The following is a 16,480-nucleotide window of genomic DNA, read 5'->3' on the forward strand; positions in this document are numbered from 1 at the left end:
CGGCAGCTGGGGACACTCCTTGGCAATTGACGCATTGGAGCGCTCGGACATACAGTTTTTCGATTCCGTATGTATATATGCGCGCTATTGGGTTATAAAATCTAAGTCTGAACATAGCAGGTCTGCGATGCGGCTCGGGCAACCGGGCCGTTTTTGCGGACGGGGGTAGCGCGAAAGGACTGCACATGCGTCAATTTAAGACCGAGAGCAAAAAACTGCTCGACCTCATGATCAACTCCATCTACACCAATAAGGAAATCTTCCTGCGCGAGCTTATCTCTAACGCGAGCGACGCCGTCGACAAGCTCAACTTTAAGAGCCTGCAGGATCCGAGCGTCAAGATCAACCAGGGCGACCTGGCCATTCGCGTCTCCTTTGATAAAGACGCCCGCACCATTACCATCTCGGATAACGGCATTGGCATGACCGCCGAGGAGCTCGAGCGCAATCTGGGCACCATCGCCCATTCCGGCTCCGAGGAGTTTAAGACCGAGAACGCCGAGCAGCAGGGCTCCGATGTCGACATCATCGGCCAGTTTGGCGTGGGCTTCTACTCTGCCTTTATGGTTGCCAGCCATGTGAAGGTCGTCAGCCGCGCCTATGGCGAGGATGTCGCCCATGTGTGGGAATCCGACGGTCTTGAGGGCTACACCATCGAGGACGGTGAGCGCGCCGAGCACGGTACCGATGTCATCCTGACGCTGCGCGAGAACGAGAAGCTCGATGCCGACGGCGAGGCCGAGACCTACGATCGCTTCCTGACCGAGTGGGGTCTCAAGAGCCTGATTCAGCAGTACAGCAACTATGTGCGCTACCCGATTCAGATGATGGTGTCCAAGAGCCGCCAGAAACCCAAGCCCGAGGACGCCGGCGACGATTACAAGCCCGAGTACGAGGACTATCAGGAGCTCGAGACCGTCAATTCCATGACACCGATCTGGAAGAAGCGCAGCTCCGATGTCGAGCAGAAGGACTACGACGAGTTCTACAAGTCCACGTTCCACGACTTTGACGATCCTGCGCGCACCATCAGCTTCCACGCCGAGGGCACGCTCGAGTATGACGCCCTGCTGTTTGTGCCGGGACGCGCGCCGTTCGATCTGTACAGCAAGGACTACGAGAAGGGTCTGGCGCTCTACAGCTCCAACGTCCTGATCATGGAGAAGTGCGACGACCTGCTGCCCGACTACTACAACTTTGTCCGCGGCGTCGTGGATTCCGCCGACGTGTCGCTCAACATCTCGCGCGAGACGCTGCAGCAGAACCGTCAGCTCAAGGCCATCGCCAAGCGTGTGGAAAAGAAGATTACCGCCGACCTTGAGGATATGCGTGACAACGACCGCGAGGCCTACGAGAAGTTCTTTGAGAACTTTGGCCGCGGTCTTAAGTACGGCATCTACTCGAGCTATGGCATGAAGGCCGATGAGCTCGCCGACCTGTTGCTGTTCTGGTCTGCCAAGGAACAGAAGATGATTACCCTGGCCGAGTATGCCAAGGGCATGCCCGAGGATCAGAAGGCCATCTACTACGCCGCCGGCGACTCGCGTGAGCGCTTGGCCAAGATGCCCGTGGTAAAGGGCGTGCTCGACCGCGGCTATGACGTGCTGCTGCTGACGCAGGATGTGGATGAGTTCACGTTCCAGGCTATGCGTGAGTACGTTGCCGCCGATATGCCCAAGATCTACGAGGACGATGCCGCCCGCGAGGCTGCCGAGAAGGCCGTGGCCGATGGTGCCGAGCCCGAGGTTGAGGATCGTCACCTGGAGCTCAAGAACGTCGCAACCGGTGATCTTGACCTGGCGACCGAGGACGAGAAAAAGGAGGCCGAGGACGCCACCAAGGAGAACGAGGACCTCTTTAACGCCATGAAGGAGGCACTCGGCGACAAGGTCGAGAAGGTTGCCGTCTCTGCGCGCCTGACCGATGCTCCCGCGTGCATCACCACCGAGGGCCCGCTTTCGCTCGAGATGGAGAAGGTGCTCCAGAAGGGTCCCGAGGGCGCGCCCGACGGTATGCCCAAGAGCCAGCGCGTGCTCGAGCTCAACGCCAAGCACCCGGTCTTTTCCAAGCTCGTCGCCGCTCAGAAGGCGGGCGACGCCGACAAGATCAAGCAGTACTCCGGTTTGCTCTATGACCAGGCCCTGCTGGTCGAGGGCATTCTGCCCGAGGACCCCGTTGCCTTCGCAGCAGCTGTTTGCAACTTGATGTAGTTAGGTATTTACGCGGTTTTACCAAACCGCGTAACGGCTCGACGCTGCCCTCAGTTCCGCCGTTCTAACGAACGGCGGACCAGTCGACGCTGCGCGGGCGCCAGAGCGACAACTTGTCATTCAAAGAGGACGGCATGACCAGAAGGTCTATGCCGTCCTCTTTTCATGCCAATTTGTTCGCTCTGGCGCCCGCTCGCTGGCATTGCTAAAACATCGATGTTACCGTGGTCCAAACTAGTCGTTGGGGGCGTTCTTGTTTGACCAGTCGTTTAAGAACGTCCCCGATGACTATTTGAATTGCTAATTTGTGCGGGTTGTGGTTTTGTGACCTGCTGAAATTAAAGATACTGTACAACTGTACGTTAATTCGTCTTCGTAGTATATTGCTACCCGCAAAACTCAATACCATTGTGCTCTGAGACGCTAAAGCGCTTACGTACAATGGTTATCGATAGTACGATTCGATTCAACGACAGGATGGATGGTCCAAGCGTGAGTCTCGGCAGCAAACTATCCAATGCAAAGGTCTCCTTTGCGATATTTAAGCGCGACATTAAGCGACTGCTTGTGAACCCCGTCGCCTTGGTGGTTACCCTTGGCGTGTGCGTTATTCCCTCGCTGTATGCCTGGTACAACATCGTGGCCAACTGGGATCCGTACGGAAACACCCAGGGCATCAAGATTGCCATCGCCAACAACGATCGGGGCACCCAAAACGACCTGGTGGGCGAGCTCAACGCGGGCGATCAGGTCGTCGATCAGCTCAAGGAGAACGATCAGCTGGGCTGGACGTTCGTCGACTCGACGGCCGATGCCAAGGAGGGCGTCGAGAGCGGCGAGTACTATGCCGCTATCGTGATTCCCAAGAACTTCTCGGATAACCTGGTTTCGATGCTCGACGGCAACTACCATCAGCCCAAGCTCACGTACTACGTCAATGAGAAGAAGAGCGCCATTGCGCCCAAGGTTACCGATACCGGTGCAAACACCATCGAGGAGCAGATCAACTCGGAATTTGTCTCTACGGTAGGCAAGACTGTTGCCGGTATCGCCAAGGATGCCGGTGTCGATTTAAAGGACAAGGCAACCCAGACTCAGGACTCGCTGGCAAGTTCGGTGTCCGAGGCGTCCGACACCTTGGGCGAGGTGCGCGATTCGATTGGCGATATGAATGCCGCCATCGATAAGACGAGTGGCGCTATCGCCTCGGCTGATGCGGCACTTGCCGGCTTGCAAGGCCAGGCACCGTCGCTGACGCAGGCGATCTCCCAGGGCAACGATCTGCTGAGCGAAGCTCGCACCACGGCGGGCAACTCCATCACCTCGCTCTCCAAGGCGCTCTCGGAAGGCAGCCTTGCGCTCACCAAGACGTCGGCCTCTGCGAACGCTGCCATCGGCAAGCTGACGGGCGCGGTCACATCTACGACCACCCGTATCGACAACTCGCTCGAGTCTCTTCAAGCGACGATCGACCACAATAAGGCCGTTATCGGGCACTTGGAGATTCTCGCCAATGACACGTCGACAGGTTCCGAGGAAATTGACGCGCGCATTGTATCGACCATCGATTTGCTTCGAGAGCAGAATGAAAAGCTTCAGAGCATCAAGGACGGTCTGTCCGCGCAGTCGAGCGCCATGGCGAATGACGCAGCGGCTGTTTCGGGTGCCAGTGACGCTATCAATAACGCAATTCATACCGGTGCGACCAACCTTGGCCAAGCCCAGACGGACTTGGGCCAAAACGCGCTGCCGAAGGCCTCGAGCGCGCTCGACTCTTTTGCTGCCGTTTCGGTCGACCTGACCGGTATCGTCTCGGGTATGACACCTACACTTGCAAATGCGCGCGGCACGTTGGCGCAGCTTAGCGCTACGCTCGGCCAGGCCAAGACCACGCTGTCCCAGACCGATTCCTCGCTTGCCAAGGTCCAGGACAAGCTTGCAACCGCCGCCAATGACATCGCGGCGCTGCAGACCTCCGAGTCCATGGGCGAGCTGGCCGATCTGATGGGCGTCGATGTCAATGACGTGGCAGATTTCATGGCGTCTCCGGTTGAGTTGACGTCCAAGCCAATCTATCCGGTCAAGAGCTTTGGCTCGGGCATCGCTCCCTTCTACACCAATCTGGCGCTTTGGGTGGGCGGCTATGTGCTCATCGCCATTTACAAGCTCGAGGTCGACCGTGAAGGTGTTGGCAGCTTTACGGCGCGCCAAGGCTACTTTGGCCGCTGGTTGCTCATGGTGATCCTGGGCGCGTTGCAGGCCATCATCGTTACGGTAGGCGATCTGGTGATTGGCGTGCAGTGCGTCAGCCCGCTGCTGTTCGTGCTGGGCGGCATCGCCATTTCGTTCACCTACGTCAATATCATCTATGCGCTGTCCACCACGTTTAAGCATATCGGCAAGGCTATCGGCGTCATTCTCGTCATCGTGCAGATCCCGGGTTCGTCGGGCATGTACCCCATCGAGATGATGCCCGGCTTCTTCCAGTGGCTGCACCCGCTGCTGCCCTTTACCTACGGCATCAATCTGCTGCGCGAGACGGTCGGCGGCATGTATTCGTTCAACTACCTGTTTAACCTGTGCATTCTGGGCGTGTTCTTGATCGTGGCGCTCTTTATCGGCCTGCAGCTGCGTCCGCTGCTGCTCAACCTTAACCTGCTCTTTGATAAACAGCTCTCCACGACCGGTATGATGATTTGCGAGTCCAACGACCTGCCGCGCCAGCGCTACTCGCTGCGCACGGCCATGCGCGTCATGCTCGATTCCGATTCGTACCGTCGCGAACTGCTCGATCATGCGGTCGCCTTTGAACATCGCTACCCGTACTACATCAAGGGCGGTTTTGCCGCCGTGGTGGGCGTTCAGGTCCTGCTCTTTGTCCTGTCGACGGTTCTCGATATCGACAATAACGGCAAGATCATCCTGCTTGTCATTTGGATCATCTCGGTTATTGCCATCTGCGGCTGGCTTATCAATATCGAATATATCCGAGCGAGCCTCAATACCCAGATGCGCATCTCGGCGCTTTCGGATGAGGACCTGCGTCGCGAGATGCGCGAACACACGGCCGCCATTCCTGCCGCCCGCCACATGTTTGGCCTCAACGCCAGCGAGCGTGGTGCCAAGGGCGGCGATCAGTCCACGGGCCGCTTGCCGCATATCGGCTCGCACCATAAATCTCAGGGCAGCGACAGCACAGCCACAAATGATGGAGATACCACCGCGCTTGGCAAGCACTCCAAAGGAGGTGAGGCATAAATGAAGAACATCCTGCATCTGTTTAAGCGCGATGTCCAAAACGTGTCTCGCTCCGTGATCGGCTTGGTTGTCGTGATGGGCCTCATTATCGTACCGTGTCTGTACGCGTGGTTTAACATCGCCGGCAGCTGGGATCCGTACGGCAACACCGGCAATCTTAAGATCGCCGTGGTCAACACCGATGAGGGTTACGAGAGCGATTTGATCCCCGTCGAGGTTAACGTGGGCGAAAACGTGACCGCCACCCTACGCGGCAACGAGAGCTTCGATTGGGTTGTGCTCAACAATCGCGAAAAGGCTATCGAGGGCGTTAAGTCGGGCGCGTACTATGCTGCCGTCGTTATCCCCAAAACGTTTAGCGCTGACATGATGACGCTTTTCTCGACCGACGTGAAGCATGCCGATATCGAGTTCTACGAGAATCAGAAGGCCAACGCCATTGCGCAGATCGTGACCGAGAAGGGTTCGAGCGCCGTCCAGAGCCAGGTTAACAAAACTTTTACCGAGACCATTATGACGATCGGTCTTAAGACGGTGTCCAGCCTGCTCGATTACATGAGCACCGACCAGGTGGGTAACTTTATCGCCAACCTGTCCTCGACGCTCGGCGATTCGATTGAGGACCTGCGAGACGTTCGGGCAAATGCTTCGTCGCTGGCGGGCATTTTGAGCTCCACGTCCGATTCGCTGACGTCGGCGAGCGGCATGCTCAAGCAGACGGGCACGGTCGATGAGTCAACGAAGCAGCTGATGGAGCATGTCAAGAGCGGTATTAGCGATTCCAAGGAAGCGCTGAAGGACGCCAACGACGCCATCAATGCCGCGATTGACGGAAGCGCGGGCTCGTTTGACAACGTGTCCGCCGAGCTTGCGAAGGCATTTGATGCCGCGAATCAACATGTCGACCTTACAGTGTCCCAGCTCAACGATGCCGCGGCGGCGCTCAACACGCGTGCCGACGATATCGACGCCACGGCCGACCAGCTCCGCGGCTTTGCCGATCAGGTGACTGACGAAAAACTCCAGGACAGCCTCAAGTCTGTGGCAACATCGCTGAGCAGGATTGCTGTGGAGTATCGCAACAACGCCAAGGACTTGACGGCCACCGCGAAGTCTCTCTCTGACAGCATGGCAGAGGTTAATAAGTCGCGTGCCGAGGTCGATCAGGCAATCGCGGATGCCAAGGCTGGTATCTCGGGCGCCAAGACTGACTACGACTCTACGTTTTCGGCCAAGGCAAAGGAGCTCAAGAAGACCATCTCGGGCGTTTTGGATTCGCTGAACGGTATTTCGAACGATCTGGATAGTGCTGTTGCTGGCCTGACCGACGCATCCGGTTCGCTGGCAAAGGGCCTCTCCAAAGCTGCAAAGCTGGTCAACAAGGCTTCTGATCAGCTGGGCGAGGCGTCGGACAAGATCAGTGCGTTTAAGGACGAGCTCGACGGCGCCTTGATGTCGGATGACCTCGCTACGATCAAGACGATGATCGGCAATGATCCCGAGGGTCTGGCCGTGTCGCTTTCCGGCCCCGTCGCGCTCGATCGCAAGCCGGTCTATCCGATCCGCAACTACGGTTCGGCCATGGCACCGTTCTACACGATTCTGTCGCTCTGGGTGGGCTCGATTGTGCTGGCGGCCATGATGAAGGTCTCGGTTGACGATGAGCTTATCAACGAGCTCATCCCCGTGCGCCTGCACGAGATCTACCTGGGCCGCTACCTGTTCTTTGGCGGTCTGGCCCTGCTGCAGGCAACGCTCGTGTGTGCGGGCGACATCCTGTTCTTTGGCATCCAGTGCGACGACCCGCTGCAGTTTGTGCTGGCGGGCTGGGTCGCGAGTCTCGTGTTCTCCAATATCGTCTACACGCTTACGGTTTCGTTTGGCGATATCGGCAAGGCGCTCGCCGTCGTGCTGCTGGTCATGCAGGTCGGCGGTTCGGGCGGCACGTTCCCCATCGAGATGACCGGCCCCGTGTTCCAGGCGATCTATCCGTTCCTGCCGTTCACCCACGGCATCAACGCCATGCATGCCGCCATGGCCGGTGCGTACCACATGGAGTACTGGATTGAGCTAGGCATTCTGGCGAGCTATCTGATTCCGTCGCTGGCACTGGGCGTCGTCTTCCGCCGCCCGGTCATCAAAGCCAACGACTGGATCATCGAAAAACTGGAGTCAACCAAATTGATTTAGTTCAGCAACGTAAACGCCGTCGGAACATCGAGATCTTCCAACCCGATGCTTTAGCGTAGTGAATTGCACGGGCTGCTTGGTTGTTGCTACAGTAGCGGGGCGTGCCGGGGGTCCGGTGCGCCCTGCTTTTATTTGACCATGAGGCGGCACGCAGCCATGCGCGTGCGGACACCACGCCCAGATTGAGCGCGAGGATGCCCTATGGCCCAGCATGCCACTGACAATATCGAAATGATGCCCGATAGCCCTGTTGCTCGCGAGGACCTGGGCGCGGGCGGCACCTCCCGCGGCGCCGGCGCTCGCTCGCCGCTGTTCTGGAAAGTCCTGCTGCTTTCGGTGGCAGTCGTCTGGGGCTACTCCTTTACGACCATGAAGGACGCGCTCGACACCATTCCGGTGTTCGAACTGCTCTACGTGCGCTTTCTGCCTGCGGCGTTGGTCATGTTTTTCATCTTCCACAAGCGCATCATCGCGCACCTCAACGCCCGCAACCTTATCGTCGGACTTGGCATGGGCGCACTTATGTGGGCCGCCTACGCCCTGCAGACAGTCGGTCTGGCGCACACCACGGCGGGCAAGAATGCTTTTTTGACGGGCACGTATTGCATCGTTGTGCCGTTCGCGAGCTATTTTCTGAGCGGCGAAAAACTCACCCGCTATAACCTGGGCGCGGCGCTGCTGTGCTTGGCGGGCATTGGCTTGGTGGCGCTCGATAGCGTTGAATTCAACATCGGTGATGTCATTACGCTGGCGGGTGCGGTCTTTTTCGCCATCCAGATGGCGGTGACTGCCAAGTACGGTCGCAAAATGGACATCAACGTCATCACGTTTTGGATGTTTGTGGGCAACGGCGTGCTGAGCCTGGCAACGTCGCTGCTATTCGAGACCCAAGCGCCTCTGTCCGTGTGGACGCCGAGCTTTATCAGCGCGATGGCGTTTCTATCGGTGGGCTGTACGTGTGTGGCTCTGCTCATCCAAAACGTCGGCCTGGCGCATGTCCCGGCCTCAGCGGGCTCGCTGCTCCTTTCGATGGAGTCGCCTTCGGGTGTGCTGTTCTCGGTGCTGCTGATGGGGGAGGCGCTCACCTCGCGCCTGCTCGCCGGCTTCGCGCTCATCTTTCTTTCGATTATCTTGAGCGAGACGCATTTCGATTTTTTGCGTCGAAAGCCGCGTCCGCAATTGTAAACAATTTGTTGCGCCGCCTCCCGGGGCGGCATTTTTTATGCGTCGCCCTTAAAGTAGTACCTTGCACTTTACGCTATCAAAGTGCTTGCTGCAAAAACGTTACTGTAGGGCATCTATGGCACCAGCACTGTCCGATCTTCAACCGCAATCAGCGCCCAAGGCCACCGCGGCGGCGCAGACCGCTATCGGTGACGGTCTTGTTGCAGAAGCTCAGGCTTTTGCAGACGAGCTCGCTGCGTGGCGACACGATTTACATCAGATGCCCGAGCTGGGTAATAGCCTCCCGCAGACCTCTACGTATATCCAAGCGCGCCTGACCGAGATGGACATCCCATTTGCTACGCTCGTCGATGGTTCCTGCGTTGTGGGCCTTGTCGGCGCCGGTGCCGCCGCGGCCCAAGGCAATGGCATCTGCACGAATGAGCAGGCCGGTACGGTCATCATGCTGCGTGGCGACATGGACGCCCTGCCCGTTGCCGAGGAATCCGGCGAGCCCTTTGCATCCACCAACGGCTGCATGCACGCTTGCGGTCACGATATGCACGCGACGGCGCTGCTTGGTGCGGCTCGTATGCTCAAAGCGCGCGAGGCAGAGCTTGTTGATGCCAAGGCTACGGTTAAGTTGCTGTTCCAGCCGGGCGAGGAAACCTTTGAGGGTGCCCGCGCCGCCATCGCCGACGGTCTGCTGCAGAACCCGCGCCCTCAGGCGGCCTTCGCCATGCATGTCAACAGCCAGTCGCCGCTTGGCCTGGTGCTCTACGGCAGCCCGGCGCTCTCGGGCGTGTACGGTTTCCGCATCACGCTCCAGGGCAAGGGCGGCCACGGTTCCAGCCCCGAGATCTGCATCGACCCCATTACGGCCGGCGTCCATGTGCACCTGGCGCTCCAGGAGCTCATCTCCCGCGAGGTGCCGGCGGCCAAGGAAGTCGCACTTACCGTTGGTAAGTTTGCTAGCGGCTTGGCGGCCAACGTCATCCCCGACACCTGCGTGCTCGAGGGAACGCTGCGTGGCTTCGATGTCGAGCTCATAGCTCACCTAAAGACCCGCATCGCGGAGGTCGTTAACGGCGTTGCCGCAACATATCGTACGCCGGCGACCATCGAGACGCTTTCGGATGTTCCGCCGCTTGTACTCGACAGCGATATGACTCAGGCGTCGCTTGGCTACGTGGGCGCAGTGCTGCCCAAGGCGGCTTTCTTGCCGCTTTTCCATGCCATGGCGAGTGAGGACTTTGCGCTTATCTCGAGCGAGATTCCGAGTGCGTACTTTACCGTGGGCGCGGCCGTAACCGACACGGACGAACGCTTTGCCCAGCACCATCCCAAGGCACGTTTTAACGATGCCGAGCTGCCGCTCGGCGCCGCGGCCTATACCGCCGTCGCTTTGGGCTATATCGCCGACCACCGGTAGCACCCAACCTTGCCTTTCAAGCCTGCGGGCATGGCCGTAAGGCCTATGCCCTTGTCTTTCAAGGCAATCTTGGGCACTACCGGCCCCTGCGCCGGCTATTCGTTTGTTAAATAAGGAGCAGTATGCCCCAGCAGCGTAAGTTCTTCCCCGGCTGGCTCGTGGTGGCCTCCGGCTTCGTGATCATGGCCACGTGCTACACGATTTTCGTCAACTGCATGAGCCTATTCCAGCCGCTGATCGTCAGCGACCTGGGCATTTCCCTTGCGCAGTACAACATCTCCAATGCCATCTCCACCGTAGTGAGCGTCGTGGGTTCGCTCGTTATCGGCCATGTTGCCGATAAGGTGAGTGGCCGCGTATTGGGCTCGCTCACCGTTATCGCTACCTCGGCGGTGCTTGCTGGCATGAGCTTTGTCGGTGAGCTGTGGCAGGTCTACGTGCTCTTTGCCGTTTCGGGCTGCTTCGCTGTGGCCTCGACCCGCCTGCTCATCAGCCTTGTGACCGCCAACTGGTTTACGGCCAAGCGCGGCCTTGCCATTTCCATCGCACTTTCGGGTTCGGGCTTTGGCGGCGCCATTCTCTCGCCGATCGTGAGCTCTCTTATCGTGAGTGTGGGCTGGCGCTCTGCGTTCCTGGTACTCGCTGCCGTCTGCATGGTGGCGGCACTGCCCATCACGGCTTACTCCTTCCGCACCAAGCCTTCCGAGATCGGCCTTAAGCCGCTCGGCGAGAACCCGGGCGATCCGTCCGTCTCGACGGCTGGCGACAAGGACGAGCACACGGCGCCCGAGGTTAGCGTCGGCTGGTCTCGTATCAAGAAGAGCCCGGCGTTTTGGCTGCTCGTCGTCGCCTTCCTCTTTATGGGTCTCGTTAACGGCGCCATCTTGCCCAACCAGGTCACCAACATGACGAGTGTTACCGTCAACGGCGCCAAGATCGTCACGGGCGGCCACGATCCCATGTGGGCAGGTACCGTGCTTTCGGCCTACATGGTCACCGTCGTTATCGCCAAGATTTCGCTCGGTGCGATCTATGACCGCTTTGGTCTGCGCTTTGGCAATATCCTTGGCTCCATTGCGTGCATTATCGCCTGCGTCGCCCTGTGCTTCCCCGCGACCGATCTTGGTCCCATCGTGGCTGCCGTGAGCTTTGGTGTCGGAACGTGCATGGGCACTATCACGCCTACCATTGCCGCGTCCAAGCAGTTTGGCATGGCCGACCTCGGCAAGGTCACGGGCACCATTACCTCGCTCGAGATGGTCGGCGGCACCGTGGGCGCTATTGTCTCGGGCGTGCTGTTCGATGCCACGGGCTCCTTTGCGAGCGCCTGGATTGTGTGCCTGGCGTGCTCCGTGGTCATGCTCGTGTTCCTGCTGGCATCCGAGCCCATCGCCGCCAAGCTGCGCGCGAGCGTGGCGGGGGAGTAGGTAGGCCAAAGCGCATCGCCGCTTGTCCGCTTCGTCCGCGGCGGCGCGTCTGGCCGAACGAGTCCCCATACCCTCGTTCGGTCAGGCGCGCCGCCGCGTTGCTGCTTTGTGCCGTATAATGTCCACTACCTATGACGCGATACAAAAGAAAGGTGTTTGCCCATGCAGGCACAGAAGGCGGAGGGAACCCGCGACCTTATCGGCGCCGAGATGCGCGCCTGGCAAAAGATGCAGCAGATTGCGGCCGGCGTGTTCGAGCCGTTTGGTTTTAAACCCATCGAGACGCCCGCGATCGAGCAGGTTGACGTGTTTGTCCACGGTATCGGCCAGTCGACCGACGTCGTGCGCAAGGAAATGTTCCGCGTGTTCAGCGGTGCCAACCTGGAGCGCGTCTTTACCGAGGGCACCGACACCAAACTCAAGCCCAAGCAGCGCCTGGCACTTCGCCCCGAGGGCACGGCCGGCGTGGTGCGCGCCGTCGTCGAGAACAATCTGGTGCCCCAGGGCTCCACGCCGTTTAAGGCTTACTACGCCGAGGCCATGTTCCGCGGCGAGCGTCCCCAGAAGGGCCGCCTGCGCCAGTTCCACCAGGTGGGCATCGAGTGGCTCGGCGCTCCCGATCCGGCGGCAGACGCCGAGTGCATCATCATGCTCATGGAGTTCTACAAGCGCCTGGGCTTCGATCTTTCCAAGCTTCGTCTGCTCATCAACTCGATGGGTGACGCCCAGTGCCGTCCGGCTTACCGCGAGCAGGTCAAGCAGTTCATCCTCGATCACGCAGACGAGATGTGTGACGAGTGCCGCGAGCGCGCCGAGCTCAACCCGCTGCGCGCCTTCGACTGCAAGAACGACCATTGCCGTGAGATCATGGCCGACGCCCCGCTGATGGGCGACAACCTGTGCGACGAGTGCCGCGAGCACTACGAGCAGGTCAAGCGCTATTTGGATACCGCCGGTATCGAGTATGTCGAGGATCCCACCTTGGTGCGCGGCCTGGACTACTACACCCGTACTGTCTTTGAGGTCGAGGCCCCTGGCGCCGGCGTCGGCTCCATCGGCGGCGGCGGCCGCTACGACGGCCTGGTCGAGCTCGAGGGTGGCAAGCCCACGGCAGGCGTCGGCTTTGCCGTCGGTTTTGAGCGCGCCCTGCTGGCCCTGCAGGCCTTTGGCAGCGATCTGGGTGCCGAGGAGGCCCCGTGCGTCTATGTCGCCAACGCAGGCAAGGAGCTGCGCCAGAACGTCTTTGCCATTACGCAGGAGCTTCGCGCCGCAGGCATCGTGACCGAGGCCGACTATCAGGGCCGTTCGCTCAAAGCCCAGTTTAAGCAGGCCGATAAGGTGGGCGCCAAGCTCATCCTGGTCCTGGGCGGCGACGAGCTTGCCGCCGGCAAGGTCAAGGTGCGCGACATGGAGAGCCACGAAGAGGTTCTTGCCGATCTGGCCAACGTCGTCGAGGCGGTTCGCGAGCGTCTGTAGCGCATGATTTTTGAGCTGCGGACCCGCTAACATGTCCCGCTCGCGACGAGCTATTGTTACGGGGGTGTTTCGCATTTATGCGGAATGCCCTCGTTTGCATATGCCGCCCACCGAGAAATACGACCATTTGGGGCAAAAACCCTTGCAATGCAGAAAATACTTTTGTGTGGTAAAGCGCAATCAATGTCGAAAGTATTTCTCAAGCGCCTATAATGAATACCGCATGTTACGTGCATAGAAGGAGGAATGGGAGGAAACGTGGCTGAGAACCTAAGCAACCAGTCTGTACCCGAAGCCGCGGCGCGCGTCGCTGCCGTGGTCAACCGCCTCGTTAACCGAATCGGCTCGAATGCCGAGTCCAGGGAGCGTCTCGCCGAGATCGAGATCCCCGAGGAGCTGCGCGATAATCTGGCGCTGTTCCTGCGCCTGGAACGTCGTGTGCTTAGCGAGTATGATCCCGAGATCGCGGACCTGTTCGACAAGATTTTGACAGCCGAGATTGTGGCCAATGCTGGCAACCCCGGTAGCCGCGCTGCCGACGAGTCCGTTGACGAACAGGGCGTGCCCACTGCCGACGAGCCCACCGCCGTGGCGTTTCGCGAAGTCGTCGATTTGATTGACAGCCTGCCGCTTGATAAGCAGCAGGTCATCGTTCGCGCCTTTACGAGCTTCTTCCACTTGGCAAACCTGTCGGAGGAGAACTACCGTGTGGCGCAGCTGCGCGAGCGCGAGGCCGGCGCATCGACCGATACCGAGGTCGATCCCGCCAACGAACTCACCGTCGCCTATCACCAGTTGGTAAACGAGATGGGCGTCGAGGGTGCCAATGAGCTGCTCGGCAAGCTCGAGTTCCACCCTGTCTTTACCGCACATCCCACCGAGGCCCGTCGTAAGGCCGTCGAGGGCAAGATTCGCCGTATCTCCAACCTGCTGGAGGAGCGTCCGCGTCTGGGCGGCTCCGACCTGGTGGAGAACGAGCGCCATATGCTGCAGGAGATCGACGCCCTGGTGCGTACGAGCCCCATCGCGCTCAAGAAGCCCACGCCGGTCGAGGAAGCCGATACCATCATCGACATCTTCGATAACACGCTGTTCGACGTCATCCCCGTCATCTATCGTCGCTTTGACGACTGGGTGCTGGGCGACAAGGCCGGTACCGTGCCGCCGCTGTGCCCGGCGTTCTTCCATCCCGGCAGCTGGATCGGCTCCGACCGCGACGGTAACCCCAACGTCACCGCCAAGGTGAGCCGCGAAGTCGCCGCCAAGTACTTCACTCACATGGTGCTCAAGCTCGAGGACAAGTGCCGCCGCATCGGCCGCAACCTCACGCTCGAGGCCACCTACAGCAAGCCGTCTGCCGAGCTCATTAACCTGTGGAACCATCAGGTCGAGATGAGCCCTCGTTACACGGCCCGCGCCGAGCTGATCTCCGAGCACGAGCCGCATCGCGCCGTCATGCTCGTCATGGCCGACCGCCTGAACGCCACCGTCCGTCGTATCACCGACACCATGTACCACAGCGCCGATGAGTTCCTGGAGGACCTGCGCGTCGTCCAGCGTTCGCTGGCCGCCTGCGGTGCCGTCCGTGCTGCCTACGGCCCGGTCCAAACCATCATCTGGCAGGTCGAGTCCTTCGGCTTCCATATGGTCGAGATGGAGTTCCGTCAGCACTCTGTGGTGCATGCCCGCGCCCTTAAGGATATCCACGAGAACGGTATCCATGGCGACCTGCAGCCCATGACGCGCGAGGTCATCGATACCTTCCGCGCTATCGGCTCCATCCAAAAGCGCTACGGCAAGAAGATGGCGCACCGCTACATCATCTCGTTTACCAAGAGCGCTCAGCATGTGGCCGACGTCTTTGAGCTGGCGCACCTGTCCTTTGCACACGAGGAGGATGTCCCCGAGCTCGACGTGATCCCGTTGTTCGAGCAGCTCGAGGACCTCGAGGGCTGCGTCGACGTGCTCGATCAGATGCTTACGCTGCCCGTGGTGCAAAAGCGCCTTGCCCAGACCAACCGCCGCATGGAGGTTATGCTGGGCTATTCCGACTCCTCCAAGGACGCCGGTCCTACCACGGCCATGCTCGCGCTGCATTCCGCGCAGGAGCGCATTGCCAAGTGGGCAGAGAAGAACGATATCGACCTGGTGCTCATGCACGGTCGCGGCGGTGCCGTGGGCCGTGGCGGCGGCCCGGCCAACAAGGCCGTGCTGGCGCAGCCTAAGGGTTCGGTCAACTGCTTCTTTAAGCTCACCGAGCAGGGCGAGGTCATCTTTGCCCGTTACGGCAACCGCACGCTGGCCCAGCGCCATGTTGAGTCCGTTGCTGCTGCAACGCTTTTGCAGTCGGCCCCGAGTGTCGAGAAGACTAACACCGAGACCACTCAGAAGTTCTGGGATATGGCCGAGAAGCTCAACACCGCAAGCCACGAGCGTTATCTGGACCTGCTGAACACCGAGGACTTTACACCGTGGTTCTCGACCGTGACGCCGCTGACCGAGGTCGGTCTGCTGCCGATCGGCTCGCGTCCCGCCAAGCGCGGCCTGGGCGCCAAGTCGCTCGATGACCTGCGTACCATTCCGTGGATCTTCAGCTGGAGCCAGGCGCGCATTAACCTGGCCGCTTGGTACGGCCTGGGCACCGCCTGCGAGCAGCTGGGCGATCTTGACCAGCTCAAGGCTGCCTACCAGGAGTGGCCGTTCTTCCGCACCTTTATCGACAACATCGAGATGTCGATCGCCAAGACCGACCAGCGCATCGCCAAGATGTATTTGCACCTGGGCGACCGCGATGATTTGTCCGAGAAGGTCTTCACCGAGATGCAGCTCACGCGTAAGTGGGTCCTTGCCATCGTCGGTGATGAGTGGCCGCTGCAGCGTCGTCGCGTGCTCGGCTGCGCCGTTCGCGTGCGTAACCCCTACGTCGACGCTCTGTCCATCGCCCAGGTCCGCGCCCTTCGCGAGGTGCGCATGAATCAGGACGAGATGGCCGAGGAGAAGAAGGCCGAGTACATGAGCCTGATTCTTTCGACTGTGACCGGCGTCTCGGCAGGATTGCAGAACACGGGGTAATCGATAGCCCTGTGGCTCTCACCGGGACCCGACGGGTTTCCCTCTGAATGCGTCCTCGCACTTGAAGCCCCCTTATCCTGCTCCTTCGGAGCTGCGGATAAGGGGGCTTCGTGCTGACGCTCCTATTTGGCAAGGTGTTTTTTAGAATCCATTTTGCGCTCGGCCTCGAAGGCTTGCCTGTCCCAATCGAGCGGAAGTCCGGCCTCGACCCATGCCTCGTAGGCCCTCCTTATGGGCTTGAGCTCCCTTTG

Annotated in this window: 8 protein-coding genes; all 8 read left to right on the plus strand. The window is 59.8% G+C overall.

Going from position 1 to position 16,480, the window contains the following annotated elements; all coding sequences use genetic code 11:
• Positions 1-185 precede the first annotated feature (185 nt).
• The 8 genes from htpG to I4W09_RS03155 all read left to right on the plus strand — a co-directional run bounded on the left by htpG (position 186) and on the right by I4W09_RS03155 (position 16,229).
• Positions 186-2,210: a molecular chaperone HtpG gene (htpG, locus tag I4W09_RS03120; RefSeq protein WP_161115698.1), complete on the plus strand. Its 2,025-nt coding sequence runs from the start codon at positions 186-188 to the stop codon at positions 2,208-2,210.
• A 492-nt stretch (positions 2,211-2,702) separates the two neighbouring features.
• On the plus strand, positions 2,703-5,468 hold the full coding sequence (locus I4W09_RS03125; RefSeq protein WP_271756717.1) for a YhgE/Pip domain-containing protein: 2,766 nt from the start codon (positions 2,703-2,705) through the stop codon (positions 5,466-5,468).
• On the plus strand, positions 5,469-7,658 hold the full coding sequence (locus I4W09_RS03130; protein ID WP_196031728.1) for a YhgE/Pip domain-containing protein: 2,190 nt from the start codon (positions 5,469-5,471) through the stop codon (positions 7,656-7,658).
• A gap of 201 nt (positions 7,659-7,859) precedes the next feature.
• Complete coding sequence (locus tag I4W09_RS03135; RefSeq protein WP_196031731.1) at positions 7,860-8,843, plus strand: DMT family transporter; 984 nt, start codon at positions 7,860-7,862, stop codon at positions 8,841-8,843.
• Positions 8,844-8,958: 115 nt separating this feature from the next.
• Entirely contained in the window at positions 8,959-10,254 is a 1,296-nt protein-coding gene (locus I4W09_RS03140) for a M20 family metallopeptidase (protein WP_196031734.1), read from the plus strand.
• Between the two features lie 122 nt (positions 10,255-10,376).
• Positions 10,377-11,681 (plus strand): MFS transporter, encoded by a 1,305-nt coding sequence (locus I4W09_RS03145; protein WP_196031736.1) that lies wholly within the window; start codon positions 10,377-10,379, stop codon positions 11,679-11,681.
• Between the two features lie 162 nt (positions 11,682-11,843).
• Complete coding sequence (hisS, locus tag I4W09_RS03150; protein WP_196031739.1) at positions 11,844-13,157, plus strand: histidine--tRNA ligase; 1,314 nt, start codon at positions 11,844-11,846, stop codon at positions 13,155-13,157.
• A gap of 258 nt (positions 13,158-13,415) precedes the next feature.
• A complete protein-coding gene (locus I4W09_RS03155) occupies positions 13,416-16,229 on the plus strand; it encodes a phosphoenolpyruvate carboxylase (protein WP_371732492.1) in 2,814 nt (937 codons plus the stop codon).
• Positions 16,230-16,480 lie beyond the last annotated feature (251 nt).

The organism is Collinsella aerofaciens (assembly GCF_015670795.1).
Classification (GTDB): domain Bacteria; phylum Actinomycetota; class Coriobacteriia; order Coriobacteriales; family Coriobacteriaceae; genus Collinsella; species Collinsella aerofaciens_Q.

Coding starts and splice junctions, on each gene's coding strand:
- htpG (WP_161115698.1), top strand. CDS start 186: ATGCGTCAATTTAAGACCGAGAGCAAAAAACTGCTCGACCTCATGATC.
- I4W09_RS03145 (WP_196031736.1), top strand. CDS start 10,377: ATGCCCCAGCAGCGTAAGTTCTTCCCCGGCTGGCTCGTGGTGGCCTCC.
- hisS (WP_196031739.1), top strand. CDS start 11,844: ATGCAGGCACAGAAGGCGGAGGGAACCCGCGACCTTATCGGCGCCGAG.
- I4W09_RS03130 (WP_196031728.1), top strand. CDS start 5,469: ATGAAGAACATCCTGCATCTGTTTAAGCGCGATGTCCAAAACGTGTCT.
- I4W09_RS03140 (WP_196031734.1), top strand. CDS start 8,959: ATGGCACCAGCACTGTCCGATCTTCAACCGCAATCAGCGCCCAAGGCC.
- I4W09_RS03135 (WP_196031731.1), top strand. CDS start 7,860: ATGGCCCAGCATGCCACTGACAATATCGAAATGATGCCCGATAGCCCT.